The following is a 12080-nucleotide window of genomic DNA, read 5'->3' as shown; positions in this document are numbered from 1 at the left end:
ATTGCGGCAACGCAGCAATTTTGCGCCCTATTCCATCAGCGCCCTGAATTGGAAACGTTTTAAATTTTCTGTGCGAGCATTGTCCGCACACTTCCGTCGCGCTATCTTCGCGTCAGATTTCACACCAAAAGCAGTAACCGCGTGCCGAAAGAACAAATCCCCTCGCCGAGCAAGCAAACCACGACTCGAAAACGGTCGGGAAAGCCGACGCTTCGAACGATTGCCGAGCTCACCGGCCTTGCGGTGACCACGATTTCGCGGGCGCTGGCCGACGACCCTTTGATCAACCACGAGACCCGCAAGCGTGTGCGCGAAACGGCGATCAGCATCGGCTATTCGCCGGACCGGGCCGCCCAACGCCTGAAGACGGGACGTACCAATGTGATCGGCGTCCTGCTCGACCCGCATGAAGAAATCCTCGGCTTCGGCACCTCGCTGCTCTACGGCCTGACCAAGGCCTTGCAAGGCACTGCCTATCACCTGATCGTCATGCCCAATTTCGTCGACACCTCGAACATCGAGGCTGTAGAATATATTGTCCGCAACAACCTCGCCGATGGGTTGATCTTTACCCGCACAGAACCACTCGACGCACGCGTCCGCCTGCTGATTGAAGCCAACTATCCGTTTGTCAGCCATGGACGCACAGAGTTTTCCACGCCGCATCCTTATGTCGACTACGACAACTATGCCTTCGCCTACGAGGCGGCGCGTCGATTGATCGCCAAGGGTCGGCAAAAGCTCACGATCATCCTGCCCTCGCGCCGGCTCACCTTCAGCCAGCATATGTTGCATGGTTTCATGACCGCCGTTCGCGAAGCGGGCATTGCGCATGAACTTCCGGAAACCGTCACGCTCGATTCTGCCGCAGGAGAAGTGCGCGACTTCTTCCGCCTTCGCGCGCGTCAGCCAGCACCGCCTGACGGGCTGATCTGTCCTGGCGAAGTGTCTGCCATGGCGTCCATCACCGGGCTCGGCGAATCCGGTTGGGCACTTGGCAATCAGTATGACATTGTCGCCAAGCAGACCTCGCGCCTGCTTTCCGACATCCAGCCCGGCGTGGAAACCATCTACGAGGATCTTACGGCAGCCGGCGAACAGCTGGGGCGCCTTTTGATCCGTCGCATCGCCGATGAACAGGCGAGCGGCATGCAATTGCTCATGCCGCCTCAGATCGGTTTTGCCACCCCCAGTCATTGATCGGCTCCTTTCCCGACGATTTCGCATAGATGCTCCAGCCATGGCCAAACCTATATAAGGCGCCTCAGGCGCGCGGCATCCACCAATTGGTGCGGCCTCCAATATGCATGTTCAACGTCTTGGTCTCGGTATAGTCCTCGACGGCATGTCGGCCGAGTTCCCGACCGAGGCCCGACTGTTTGTACCCGCCAAAGGGCAGTTCCGAGGCGCCGTCCATGAAGGTGTTCATCCAGACCGTTCCAGCACGCACCTTCCGGCCGACCATCAGGCATGTGTCGAAATCCCGGCTCCACACCCCAGCCGAAAGGCCATAGTCGATGGAGTTGGCGATTTCGATCGCCTCCGCCGTCGTCTCAAATGTCAGAACCGACAGGACAGGCCCGAAGACTTCTTCGCGCGCGACCGCCATGCCGGATGTCACGCCAGTCAGGATCGTCGGCGCCATGTACTGGCCCATGCCAAGGTCAAGCACGTCGCCGCCATGAGCGATCGATGCCCCGCTACCAGTGGCGCCGGTGACATAGCCGGAGATCTTATCAAGATGCTGCGGCGTGATGATCGCGCCGACTTGGGTGGTTGGATCGAGAGGGTCGCCCACCCGCACCCGCTTAGACAATTCCGCAACGCGGCTGATCACGTCGCCGGCAATGCTCTTGTGCAGGATAAGCCTAGAGCCGGCGTTGCAGCATTCACCGGCATTGAAATAAGCGCCGAACACGGCGGCATCCACAAAAGCTTCAAGATCCGCATCCGGGAAGACAATCTGAGGGTTCTTTCCGCCGAGCTCCAGCGAAACCTTCTTCAGCGTCTGGGCCGCGTTTTTCATCGTCAGCTTGCCTACCCCGGTCGATCCCGTAAACGAGATCATGTCGACATCGGGATGTGATGTCAGAACCGCGCCCACCTCTGGCCCGGTTCCCGTCACGATATTGACGACGCCTGCCGGCACACCCGCCTCCTGAAGGATTTCTCCCAAGACGAGCGTCGATCCGGACGTCAGCTCCGACGGCTTGACCACCGTCGTGCAACCGGCGGCCAATGCGAAAGGGAGCTTCTGGCCCACGATTAGGAAAGGGAAATTCCAGGGTGTGATAATGGAAACGACACCGATCGCCTCGCGAAGCACGACGCCGAGCGTGCCGTCACCCAACGTATTATAGCTCTCGCCATGAAGGTCGCGGGCAAGGGCTGCCGCATAGCGCCATATATCGATGGAGCCAGCAATTTCACCGCGAACCTGGCTGATAGGCTTGCCGGCCTCAATCGCATCGAGATAGGCGAGTTCTTCCGCACGTGCAGCAATCAGGTCGGCCGCCTTTAGCAGGATTCCTGAGCGTTCGGATGCGGTCATGCGCGGCCAAGGGCCATTGTCGAATGCCTTGCGAGCCGCAGAAATGGCGCGCTCCGCATCGACCTTGGTTCCTGCCTGGAAGCGGCTGACCACGATGCCATGGCTCGGTGCCACGCGCTCGATCAGCGGAGCTGTGCCCTCAAGCCATTGTCCATCGACCAACATCTTGAAGTCGCGCGCAGTCGTATCATTCAGCGCTTTCGGGCTTACCAGAACCGTCATTACCACTCTCCCTTGAATTGCGCCGGGCGCTTCTCGCTAAACGCGGACACGCCTTCTTTTAGGTCACCAGTCTTTGCCGCAAGGATCGAACCAAGCGCCTCGACCGCCGCGCCGTTGTCTTCGCCGCTCGCAGCCGCGATCATCAGCTTGACGATTTCGACCGCGGAGGGTCCGCGCGCGACAACCCGCTGCGCATATTCCCTGGCCACGGCAAGCGCGGCTCCGGTTGACGTCACGACATCGACAATACCGAGCGCACGGGCCTCCTGCGCCGTGAAGATTTCACCGCCGAGCGCCATGCGCCGCACGACCTGCGAGCCGAAACGTTTGACCAGCCGCTGCGTACCCGACCAGCCCGGCACCATGCCAAGGCCAGTCTCGGGCAGACCAACCCGGATCTGCTCATCTGCGATGCGGATATCGGCGATACCGGCAAGTTCCAGCCCACCACCCAGCGCATCGCCGTTGATGGCAGCGATCAGCGGCATGCGCAGTGTTGCCAGACGTTCGAACACGCGGTGCCCGTAACGCACCCAGGCATGGCCGAACTCATCCGGCCGCATGCCGCCCCAAGCCTTGATGTCGCCGCCGGCGCAAAAGCCGCGGCCATCGCCGGTCAGGATGGCCGCACGCACTTGGCCATTTGCCTCCACTTCGTCGGAAGCATCGATAAGCGCCCTAAGCATGCCGAGGTCGAGCGCATTGCGCTTTTCCGGCCGCGAAACCGTCAGGATTGCAACATGGTTCTCGATATCGATCCGGACAGTGCCACTAGTCATGGAAACGCCCCTCCAGAACACGAGGGGACTTGCCCGGTAGATCGAGGCCGATAAGGCCCTCACCAAAGAGGATTGCGTCCATGACCTGCAGGTCTGGCGAAACGATCAGCGGGAATTCCGACTGGTCGAGAATATGCGTTTGCAGGTCTATACCTGGTGCGATCTCGGTGAGCACGATACCGGCGGACGTCAACTTCATCACGCAACGCTCGGTGACATAGGTGATATCCTGGCCTTGCTCGACTGCACGTTTTCCGGAGAAAGTGACGTGCTCGACCTCATTGACAAGCTTTTTCAGCTTGCCTTCCTTCTCGATCACCAGCTTGCCGGCTTCAATGGCTAGCTTTGCACCGGCGTTGAACATGCCGGAAAAAACAATCTTCTTGGCCCTGGCGGTGATGTCTACGAAACCGCCTGCGCCGGCCGTCACATGCGGGCGAAACGAGAGCTTCGAGACGTTAACCGAACCGTCCTTGCCGATCTCCAGAAAAGAAAGCAGCGACGCATCGAATCCGCCACCTTGAAAATAGGTGAACTGATAAGGCGACGGCATATAGGCATCGGCATTCGACGCGCAGCCGAATGCGAAATCAAGAAGCGGCACGCCGCCGACGGCGCCCTGTTCGATTACCCAGGTTACCGCGCCGTGCAAGCCTTCTTCCATCAGGATGCGCGGCACATTGGCGGAAATGCCAAACCCGAGATTGACGCAACTGTTGGCTTGCAGGTCCTGCGCTACGCGCCGGGCAATCACCTTCTGGATGTTGAATTCTGGCACGCTGAACGTTTCCAGCGGTCGGAAGATCTCGCCCGAGATCGCCGGATCATAGGGGGTCTGCGTCGTCTGCTTCTGGTCGGGATCCACGATGATGTAGTCGACCAGCATGCCGGGCACGCGCACATCATGCGGCTTCAGTGAGCCCTGCTTGGTGATGCGCTTCACCTGGGCGATGATGATGCCGCCGTTGTTGCGGGCGGCGAGAGCCTGATCGAGACCGCCGAGATAGGCGCCTTCATGTTCATAGGTCAGGTTCCCGTGCTCGTCGGCAGTCGTTGCCCGGATAATCGTCACCTGTGGGACCACAGACGGGAAAAACAGCCATTCCTCGCCCTCGAAAGCAACGCGCTTCACGACCGGCTCACTTTCGGCGGCCGCATTCATGGCGCAACCTTGACGCCTTGGGTCGACAAAGGTGTCCAACCCGATCTTTGTCAGAACGCCGGGGCGCTTGGCAGCAGCCTCACGATGCATGTCGAAAAGTATGCCCGAGGGAATATTGTAGGCCGGGATCTCATTGCCGGTGATCATCTGCCAGATCAGCGGTGGCTCGGCGGTCGACGGGCCCGACGGATAGGAGCCCCCCAGAATGCACTTCAGCAGACCTTTCTTGGCAATGTGATCGACACCCTTGATGCCGCTCATGTCTCCGGCTGCGATCGGGTGCAGGGTCGTGATATCGCGCGGGTGACCGGTCGCGTCAAAGCGTTCGCCGATCGCCTTTAACATCAGGTCCGGACAACCAAGACCGCTGGATGATGATACAGAGACGACAGCCCCGTCAGGGATCAGAGCGGCAGCTTCTGCAGGGGTGATGTGCTTGTGCATGGCAGTTATACTCAAAGCCCGGTTTCAATGTTAATGGCACGGCCCGTTCTTGCCGCTTCGATGACGGCCAAGCCCGTGGCCAGTGACCAGACGCCGTCCTCACCCGATGCCGAAGGCCTCCCTTTGCCCGCGATTGCCGCATGAAAGCTTTCGAGGCCCGCTTCATAGAGATTGCGCGTGCCAAGCTTCAGAGCCTGTTCGCCATCGGCATTGTGAAGCATGACCGTTCCGACGGAACGTTGCGTCATGACATTGCGCGCCACAAGAGAACCTTCCGTGCCGTGGACCTCGAAACCGGTCTCGGCGAATCTGGTGGTGAAACCGTCGTGGAACTGCGCGAGGATATCGTCTTCGAAGCGCATCACACCCATGACCGCGTCCTCGAGGCCATGCTTGCCCATGCCCCCGGATTGCGCAAACGCCACAACCTCGACAGGGTTGCGACCAAGCACGAAGCGCAGCGTATCGGCATCGTGAACGGTAATATCGAGAATGACGCCGCCGCCAGCCGAGGGCTTATCCAGACGCCAACCCTGTAGATGCGAGGGGAGATAAACCGCGTGAAAGACCCGTGCGGAAAGCGGCTTGCCGATTTTGCCAGCGGCGATCGCATCGCGCATGACGACATGGCTGGAAGCATTGCGCAGGTGATGATTGGTCGCGAGCACAGTCCCCGCTTTGCGGGCAGCTGCCACCATCGCATGGGCATCCTCGAGCGAGAGCGCCAAGGGCTTTTCACACAGCACATGTTTTCCGGCTTTTGCAGCCGCAACACACTGGTCGCGATGCAGTTCGTTGGTGGTCGAGATGTAGACTGCGTCGATGTCTGCGCTATCGAGGAGCTCTGCCATATCAGTCGACGAACTGCCAATGTCGTTCTCTAGCGCATAGTCTTTCGCACGCCGTTCGTCCGAGCTCAGGACCGTAACGACCTCTCCTCCCGTTGCACGGATTGCGCCGATCACCCATTCCCGCGCGATCGTGCTTGCGCCGATCAGACCCCAACGTACCGTCATGACGCCCTCCTCCCGGACAATGTCTTGGTGGCTCCGCAGCTTTCACGGACGACGAGCCGGACCGCACCAACAAGCGATTCTGGCTCCGCCTTGCCGGCATTGATCTGCTTCAGGAGAAGCTGCGCGGCGCGGCGCCCCATCCCCTGGGGATCGACGGATATCGTGGTCAGCGCAGGCACCGTCGACTTCGCCTCGATGACGTCGTCGAAGCCGACAACTGCAAAATCGGCACCCGGCTCCAGACGGTGTGACCTAAGACCGTCACAGACGCCAAAGGCGACCGCATCGTTGAACGACACGCCGGCTGTCGGGCGATCGGCAATGGAAAGCGCCCTGCCCACGGCCTCAACGCCGCCGGCCCGAGATGGAGCAGAGGAAAACACCAGCCCTTCATCAAAACCAAGGCCTGTGGCGACCATCGCATCCCGATAGCCAGAGATGCGCTCATCGAAGATGAACATGTCGGGAAACCCCCCAAAGAACGCGATGCGCTTGTGGCCGAGCGAGACCAGGTGCTCAACGGCCGCATAGATGCCGGCATGATTGTCTGACGTCACCGACGAAACCTTGGCGCCGGGGATATTGCGCACCATCAACACCACAGGAATGCCAGCACTGACCACAGACTTGAAATCTGCAGCCGTCGAGCCGCGCGCCGGTGACACGATCAGACCGGAAATGCCGTGCTCGCGCATGGAGGCGACAACCTCAAGCTGGCGATCGACGTTTTCATTGGTATTGGCAAGGAATTGGACATAACCCGCAGACTGCACGACCATGTCGACACCCACCGCGACCTCGGCAAAAAAGCCGTTGGTTAGGTCATTGACGACAACACCCACGATCTTCGACTTGGCGCTTGACTGGCGCAGGTTCGCAGCGCCGCGATTGTAGACATACCCCAGCTCGCGCATCACCGCCGTCACCTTGGCGCGCGTGACCTCATTGACCAGCGGCGACGCCTGCAAGACGAGGGAAACCGTCGACTTCGAAACACCCGCAGCCCTGGCAATGTCAATGACGGTGACCCGCGCCTTATTCATCGAATTCTCCCGAATTCCCCCAGACAAACCTTCAATAATTGGATCGTTCCAAATCGTCAAGCGTAAATATCGGCCACATCAGAGCTGACGTAAACTCATCCAGAATCGAGAACTTCTCTCCAGTAGGGCCCATATACCGCGTCATCTCGGGCTTTTCACTTAACAAACACAATTCCAGTTAAGCAAACTCTGGAACATCCGCCTTGAAATTTGGAACGATCTAATTTATTGGCGATTTGAATGGACAAGGAGGACGTGATGACCCTGAGCTTGAAACTGCCCGCTGCAGACGGAACGACAAGTTCATACGCACTAGTCGGAACACCGATCGCAAAAGCCACCGGCACACCCGCCTTCAACCGGATTGCCTATGCCGCAGCCCATGTCGTCTCTGCACCGCATATCGATTTCGACCCCTGGAACCGGCCGGCTATCGATTGGGACGCGACCATGGCGTTCCGACATCATCTCTGGAGTCACGGCTTCAAGATAGCCGAAGCCATGGACACGTCGCAGCGGGGCATGGGGCTTGATTGGCCAGGGGCGCAGGAGCTCATCCGCCGCTCCCTTGCCGAGGCAAAGGCCGTCGAAGGCGCTGATCTCGCTTGCGGCGCCGGAACGGATCATTTGGCGCCCACAGACGCCCGCACAGTTGACGACATCATCCGCGCCTATGAAACGCAGCTTGAATATGTAGAAAAGTTTGGCGGCCGCGCGATCCTGATGGCCAGCCGCGCGCTGGCCCGTATCGCAACATCAGCTGACGACTATGCCAAGGTCTATGGCCGCATACTTTCGCAGGCCAAGGACAAAGTCGTGCTTCACTGGCTGGGTGAAATGTTTGACCCACAGCTTGCCGGCTACTGGGGAAGCACCGACTTTGAAAAAGCACTCGACTGTGTGCTGAATATCATCTCCCAAAACAAAGACAAAGTTGAAGGCATCAAAATTTCGCTTCTGGAAAACAGCAAGGAAGTGCAGCTGCGCAACCGACTACCGGAAGGCATATTGTGCTTCACCGGCGATGACTTCAACTATGCCGAACTAATCGAGGGTGACGGGCAGCACCATAGCCACGCACTGCTCGGCATATTTGACGCCGTAGCACCCTCCGCCTCCAAAGCGCTCGCAGCCCTTGCCCACGGCGACACTAAAACCTTCCGTGCCGTCATCGAGCCAACCGTGTCTTTGTCGCGAAAGATCTTCGAGGCACCAACGCAGTATTACAAGGCGGGTGTCGTGCTTCTCGCCTGGCTGAACGGCCATCAGAACCATTTCAGCATGCCAGCAGGCATGCAATCCGCACGCAGCATCCTACACTACGCCGACATTTTTCGCCTCGCCGACCAGGCAAACGTGCTCGACAGGCCTGAACTGGCAACCAGAAGGATGAAAAACCTCGTAGGCGTATACGGCATAGAATAGCCAGGCCCGCCTGAAGACAATCGAGCCCGTTCAGCACTGGGCAGCATACCGGACACGCACAGAGGCGAACGGCCTTTCAAAGCATCTAAAAAAGCCCAAACGAAAAAGCCTGCCGCGGGAGGAGGTGCGGCAGGCTTTTCGAATTGATGAACAGCGACTGGGAGGAGGAGTGCCGCTGTTCCTACAGGCGCCCCTGGGAGGAGGAGTGGGTCGCCTGAAACACGAAGCTTTGCGGGAGGAGGTGCATCGCTTCGTTGAAAACCAACATACAGCATCGCCGTGCTTATAAAATACGCTTTGTTGCACTGCAGCCATGCAAAAATGATGGCACTGAAAACGAGAGGATCGCCGGGCGGAAATGCCTGCAACAAGCCAGCAGCGGTCAGCCAGAGCAGACGCACACCCAATGCGAGAAAAGAGAAATCGCCAACGCAAAGACGCCCGCGTCTAAAGCGGGCGTCGTGGACATCACATCAGAAAAGCGGCAGCCATCAGCGAGCGGCAGTTCCGCGGGCAATATTGTGGATGTCGGCACGATTGATGCCGAGGTCAGCCAGTTCGCGGCTCGACATGCGGCCAAGTTCGGCAACTGTCTGACGATACTTGCGCCAGTTGTTAAAGGAGCGGGCGACGTTCATGATGATCCCCTTTCGTGAGGTCTCTTAGACGCCAGCAACCTTTGCTTCAGTTCCAACGTCGTTTCGATAGCCAAGATATGGAGATCGCCCTGCCCTTTTAAAAGTGACGCGCTCGCAAGGCAGCCATGCAAATGGCGCACGGACTACCCGTCTGCAGCACAATTACATCCTTCGGACAAACGGATACAAAAGACTGAGCCAAGAGCCCCTGCGACGTAGCCTTTCCAGGTCATTGTGGGATGCAATCCGGACAGCATCGCCATTTTTTATCGGAAGGTCAAATTTTCCGCCCGACGCTCGGACCGAGACAAAACCTTTGCCATTTGTCGAAAACATTGGTGATCTGTCCGCCGCAATCATTGGCATGTCGTGCGAGATTTGCCCCAACGTCGGACATTGAGGCCGACCGATCAAGGAAATGGATCATCATCATGAAATGGTTGAACACAATCGTCGCCGCTGCAGCTTTAACCCAGCTTGTTTCCGCCGGCATTGCCCATGCGGGCGCCAACCTGGACGAAATCAAGTCCGCAGGTGTTTTGAAAATCGGCACCGAAGGAACCTATGCGCCTTTTACGTTTCATGACACGTCTGGCGCGCTGGTCGGATTCGATGTCGAGATCGGCAGAGCCGTCGCCGCAAAACTTGGCGTGACCGCAGAATTTCTAGAAGGCAAATGGGACGGCCTGATCGCCGGTCTTGACGCGAAGCGCTACGACGTGGTCATCAACCAGGTCGGCATTACCGAAGAGCGGCAGAAGAAGTATGACTTCTCCGAACCTTACATCGCCTCCAAGGCGGTGCTGATCGTCAAGGCTGACAATAACGACATCAAGTCATTCGCCGATCTGAACGGCAAGACGGCAGCACAGTCGCTTTCCAGCAATTTCGGCAAGCTCGCGCAACAGTCCGGCGCAGAACTCGTCGGCACTGACGGCTTTGACCAATCGATTCAACTGGTGCTCACCGGGCGCGCCGATGCGACGATCAATGACAGTCTGTCCTTCCTCGACTTCAAAAAGCATAAGCCTGAAGCCCCGGTGAAAATTGCGGCAGAACAGGCTGATGCTGACCATTCCGGGATCATTTTGCGCAAGGGAGAAACGGAGCTTCAGGCCGCGATCAACAAAGCGCTGAGCGACATCAAGGCGGACGGTACCTACGACGCGATTTCCCAGAAATATTTCGGAGCGGATGTCTCCAAGTAAGAGACATTCTCACGGTTTCGAACCGAACCACGCTCCGCTATAGTCTGATCCGCTCCAAGCACATAAGAGGCTTGGAGCGGATTGTTTCATTTGAGGGATTCTATCTTGCCCGCCTGGCTTCAACTCATGCTGGATTCGCTCCAGCCACTTCTCTGGGCGGGTCTGGTCTTCACCATACCGCTGACCCTTTTATCCTTCGGCCTCGGTCTCGCTCTTGGCCTGGCTGTTGCAGTCACCCGCCTCTTCGGGCCAAAACCACTGGTCGCGGCCGCCCGGTTTTATGTCTGGGTGATCCGCGGCACTCCGCTTCTGGTCCAGCTGTTTGTCATCTTCTACGGTCTTCCGAGCCTCGGCATTCTTCTCGATGCATTTCCCGCCGCCCTGATCGGCTTCACGCTGAATGTTGGCGCCTATACGTCGGAAATAATCCGAGCCGTCATTGCCTCGGTGCCGCGCGGGCAATGGGAGGCAGCGTACTCCATCGGCATGAGCTGGGGCCAGGCCATGCGGAGGACGATCCTGCCGCAGGCAACACGCGTCGCCGTGCCGCCGCTTTCCAACACATTCATCTCCCTCGTGAAGGACACATCCCTGGCTGCCGCCATCACCGTGCCCGAACTCTTCCAGACAGCGCAGCGCATCGTTGCAACGACCTACGAACCCTTGATCCTCTACATCGAGGCAGCGCTCATCTATCTGGCCATGAGCTCCGTGCTATCCGCCCTGCAAGTGCGACTTGAAAAGCGCTTCGCGCGATATGGCGGCTTTCTGGAGGCCAGAACATGATCGAACTATCCCATATCGAGAAACGCTTCGGCGACAATGTCGTCCTGAAAGACATCAGCGTCACGATCGCCGAAGGCACTGTGACGGCACTGGTCGGCCCATCAGGGGGCGGCAAGAGCACGCTTTTGCGCTGCATCAATCTCCTGGAAATCCCGACCTCCGGAACGATCCGCCTCGCTGCGGAGACCATCCAGTTCCTGCCTGGCAAGAAGCCAAGCTGGGATGCGACCCAACGCCTGCGGCGCCAGACCGGCATGGTGTTTCAGAACTTCCAACTCTTTCCGCACCAGACGGCGATCGAAAATGTCATGGAGGGACTGGTCACGGTGCTCAAATGGCCGAAGGCAAAGGCGCACCAGCACGCTCTGGAGCTGTTGCAAAAAGTCGGCATGGCGCACAAGGCCGACGCCTGGCCGGCAACATTGTCGGGTGGCCAGCAGCAGCGCGTGGCAATCGCCCGTGCACTGGCCCCGTCGCCGCGGGTGCTCCTCTGCGACGAACCGACCTCGGCCCTCGATCCGGAATTAGCCGAAGAGGTCGTCGAAGTATTGAGCCGGCTCGCGCGCGAAGGCACGACCATGATCATGGCCACCCATGACCTACGGCTTGCGTCGCGCGTCGCCGATCAGGTTCTATTCCTCGACGGCGGCCTGATCGTCGAAAGCGGCGCTCCGAAAAACATCTTCCAGACGCCAGAACGTGAGCGCACGAAGCGATTCATCTCGTCACTCAGCGCTGGACACAGCTACGACATCTGAAAGGATTAACGGTGCTCCTTCTCCGGTAACGGAAAATGTCGCTACATC

Annotated in this window: 11 protein-coding genes; 5 read left to right on the top strand and 6 right to left on the bottom strand. The window is 58.7% G+C overall.

Translation table 11 applies throughout. The features are described from left to right. Positions 1-141 precede the first annotated feature (141 nt). Positions 142-1200 (top strand): LacI family transcriptional regulator, encoded by a 1059-nt coding sequence (locus tag LQ231_RS22350; protein WP_230174051.1) that lies wholly within the window; start codon positions 142-144, stop codon positions 1198-1200. A 64-nt stretch (positions 1201-1264) separates the two neighbouring features. On the opposite strand, the gene LQ231_RS22345 is transcribed toward LQ231_RS22350, so the two are convergent. From LQ231_RS22345 to LQ231_RS22325, 5 genes are read right to left on the bottom strand one after another with little or no spacing between them, the layout of a single operon-like run. After that, positions 1265-2773 carry an aldehyde dehydrogenase family protein gene (locus tag LQ231_RS22345; RefSeq protein WP_230174050.1) on the bottom strand — a complete coding sequence of 503 codons (1509 nt, stop codon included), beginning with the start codon at positions 2771-2773 and terminating at the stop codon, positions 1265-1267. Then, positions 2773-3552, bottom strand: a complete 780-nt coding sequence (locus LQ231_RS22340; RefSeq protein ID WP_230174049.1) for an enoyl-CoA hydratase/isomerase family protein — start codon at positions 3550-3552, stop codon at positions 2773-2775. Before LQ231_RS22340 ends, LQ231_RS22345 begins: the two co-directional genes overlap by 1 nt. Next, positions 3545-5158, bottom strand: a complete 1614-nt coding sequence (locus LQ231_RS22335; protein ID WP_230174048.1) for an acyl CoA:acetate/3-ketoacid CoA transferase — start codon at positions 5156-5158, stop codon at positions 3545-3547. The genes LQ231_RS22340 and LQ231_RS22335 overlap by 8 nt, the downstream gene beginning before the upstream one ends. Before the next feature lie 11 nt (positions 5159-5169). Then, entirely contained in the window at positions 5170-6174 is a 1005-nt protein-coding gene (locus LQ231_RS22330; RefSeq protein WP_230174047.1) for a Gfo/Idh/MocA family oxidoreductase, read from the bottom strand. Then, a complete protein-coding gene (locus LQ231_RS22325) occupies positions 6171-7217 on the bottom strand; it encodes a LacI family DNA-binding transcriptional regulator (protein ID WP_230174045.1) in 1047 nt (348 codons plus the stop codon). The genes LQ231_RS22330 and LQ231_RS22325 overlap by 4 nt, the downstream gene beginning before the upstream one ends. Before the next feature lie 258 nt (positions 7218-7475). Here LQ231_RS22325 and LQ231_RS22320 point away from each other — a divergent pair, with 258 nt between their 5' ends. After that, entirely contained in the window at positions 7476-8642 is a 1167-nt protein-coding gene (locus tag LQ231_RS22320; RefSeq protein ID WP_230174043.1) for a dihydrodipicolinate synthase family protein, read from the top strand. Between the two features lie 491 nt (positions 8643-9133). On the opposite strand, the gene LQ231_RS22315 is transcribed toward LQ231_RS22320, so the two are convergent. After that, entirely contained in the window at positions 9134-9280 is a 147-nt protein-coding gene (locus tag LQ231_RS22315; protein WP_113140012.1) for a DUF1127 domain-containing protein, read from the bottom strand. 431 nt (positions 9281-9711) lie between these two features. Here LQ231_RS22315 and LQ231_RS22310 point away from each other — a divergent pair, with 431 nt between their 5' ends. The 3 genes from LQ231_RS22310 (at position 9712) to LQ231_RS22300 (ending at position 12032) form a co-directional block, all read left to right on the top strand. Next, the gene (locus LQ231_RS22310; RefSeq protein ID WP_230174041.1) at positions 9712-10488 is read left to right on the top strand and encodes an amino acid ABC transporter substrate-binding protein; all 777 of its coding nucleotides are present in this window, start codon (positions 9712-9714) and stop codon (positions 10486-10488) included. A 105-nt stretch (positions 10489-10593) separates the two neighbouring features. Then, the gene (locus LQ231_RS22305) at positions 10594-11274 is read left to right on the top strand and encodes an amino acid ABC transporter permease (protein ID WP_230174039.1); all 681 of its coding nucleotides are present in this window, start codon (positions 10594-10596) and stop codon (positions 11272-11274) included. Continuing rightward, positions 11271-12032: an amino acid ABC transporter ATP-binding protein gene (locus LQ231_RS22300; protein WP_113140067.1), complete on the top strand. Its 762-nt coding sequence runs from the start codon at positions 11271-11273 to the stop codon at positions 12030-12032. The genes LQ231_RS22305 and LQ231_RS22300 overlap by 4 nt, the downstream gene beginning before the upstream one ends. Positions 12033-12080: the final 48 nt, after the last annotated feature.

Source organism: Rhizobium sp. CECT 9324 (genome assembly GCF_918741265.1).
Classification (GTDB): Bacteria; Pseudomonadota; Alphaproteobacteria; order Rhizobiales; family Rhizobiaceae; genus Allorhizobium.
The sequence above is the reverse complement of the archived record's forward strand: the minus strand, read 5'-3'. Positions and strand labels throughout refer to the sequence as shown.

Excerpts from the sequence above, each read along its gene's own strand:
- LQ231_RS22345 (WP_230174050.1), bottom strand. The coding sequence starts at position 2,773 with ATGACGGTTCTGGTAAGCCCGAAAGCGCTGAATGATACGACTGCGCGC.
- LQ231_RS22340 (WP_230174049.1), bottom strand. The coding sequence starts at position 3,552 with ATGACTAGTGGCACTGTCCGGATCGATATCGAGAACCATGTTGCAATC.
- LQ231_RS22335 (WP_230174048.1), bottom strand. The coding sequence starts at position 5,158 with ATGCACAAGCACATCACCCCTGCAGAAGCTGCCGCTCTGATCCCTGAC.
- LQ231_RS22310 (WP_230174041.1), top strand. The coding sequence starts at position 9,712 with ATGAAATGGTTGAACACAATCGTCGCCGCTGCAGCTTTAACCCAGCTT.
- LQ231_RS22315 (WP_113140012.1), bottom strand. The coding sequence starts at position 9,280 with ATGAACGTCGCCCGCTCCTTTAACAACTGGCGCAAGTATCGTCAGACA.
- LQ231_RS22330 (WP_230174047.1), bottom strand. The coding sequence starts at position 6,174 with ATGACGGTACGTTGGGGTCTGATCGGCGCAAGCACGATCGCGCGGGAA.
- LQ231_RS22320 (WP_230174043.1), top strand. The coding sequence starts at position 7,476 with ATGACCCTGAGCTTGAAACTGCCCGCTGCAGACGGAACGACAAGTTCA.
- LQ231_RS22300 (WP_113140067.1), top strand. The coding sequence starts at position 11,271 with ATGATCGAACTATCCCATATCGAGAAACGCTTCGGCGACAATGTCGTC.
- LQ231_RS22325 (WP_230174045.1), bottom strand. The coding sequence starts at position 7,217 with ATGAATAAGGCGCGGGTCACCGTCATTGACATTGCCAGGGCTGCGGGT.